This window comes from Nguyenibacter vanlangensis, assembly GCF_013376155.1.
GTDB classification, from domain to species: Bacteria; Pseudomonadota; Alphaproteobacteria; order Acetobacterales; family Acetobacteraceae; genus Gluconacetobacter; species Gluconacetobacter vanlangensis.
This window is the reverse complement of record NZ_JABXXP010001156.1, coordinates 1-634: the sequence shown is the minus strand read 5'-3', so window position 1 is coordinate 634 and position 634 is coordinate 1. Positions and strand designations below refer to the sequence as shown.

Sequence of the window (634 nt, the reverse complement as noted above, 5' to 3'; positions counted from 1 at the left end):
CGCCGTACCGGCATGGCGGCGGAAATCCGCATCGCGCGCTTCCTGCAGCGCATCAACCCGCCCGGCGGCTGGACGCCGCGCCGCAACCTGCAGGACCCGCTCAGCTTCCGCTGCATGCCCCAGATCGGCGGCGCCTTCCTGGCAACGCTCGACCGGGTCGAAATCGCGCTGGCGCACGGCCTCGCCCGATGCGACGACAATCCCATCCTGCTGGACGGCCGGGCGATGACCTCGGGCGCCTCGCTGCCCCTGACCCTGGCGCTGGACGCCCAGGCCCTGGTCCTGGCGCTGTGCCATTACGTCCGCGGCGTGCTCGGCCGCATCCTCGCCCTGTGCCGCGAGGACCTGTCCGGCCTGCCGCGCAACCTGACCTTCGATCCGGGGCGGCAGGTGGCGTTCGGCGCGGCGACCAAGCTCGCCGCCGACCTGTCCACCGCCATCCTGCGCGAATCCACCCCCGCTTCGCTCTACCAGGTGCCGGTCGCCAACGGGTTCGAGGACGAAGCCAGCTATCTGCCCTCCATCGCCCGCGCACTGCGCCTGCAATGCACGCTGCTCCACCCGCTCGTGGCGCTGGAGGCCATGGCCGCCCGGCAGGCGGTCCGCCTGTCCGGCGCAACCCCCGGCGGCCTGG

1 protein-coding gene is annotated in these 634 nt (G+C 73.2%); it reads left to right on the top strand.

The window, feature by feature from the left end; all coding sequences use genetic code 11:
• Positions 1-634 (top strand): aromatic amino acid lyase (locus HUK84_RS21830; protein WP_176641995.1); only part of this gene is annotated, 634 nt, incomplete at both ends.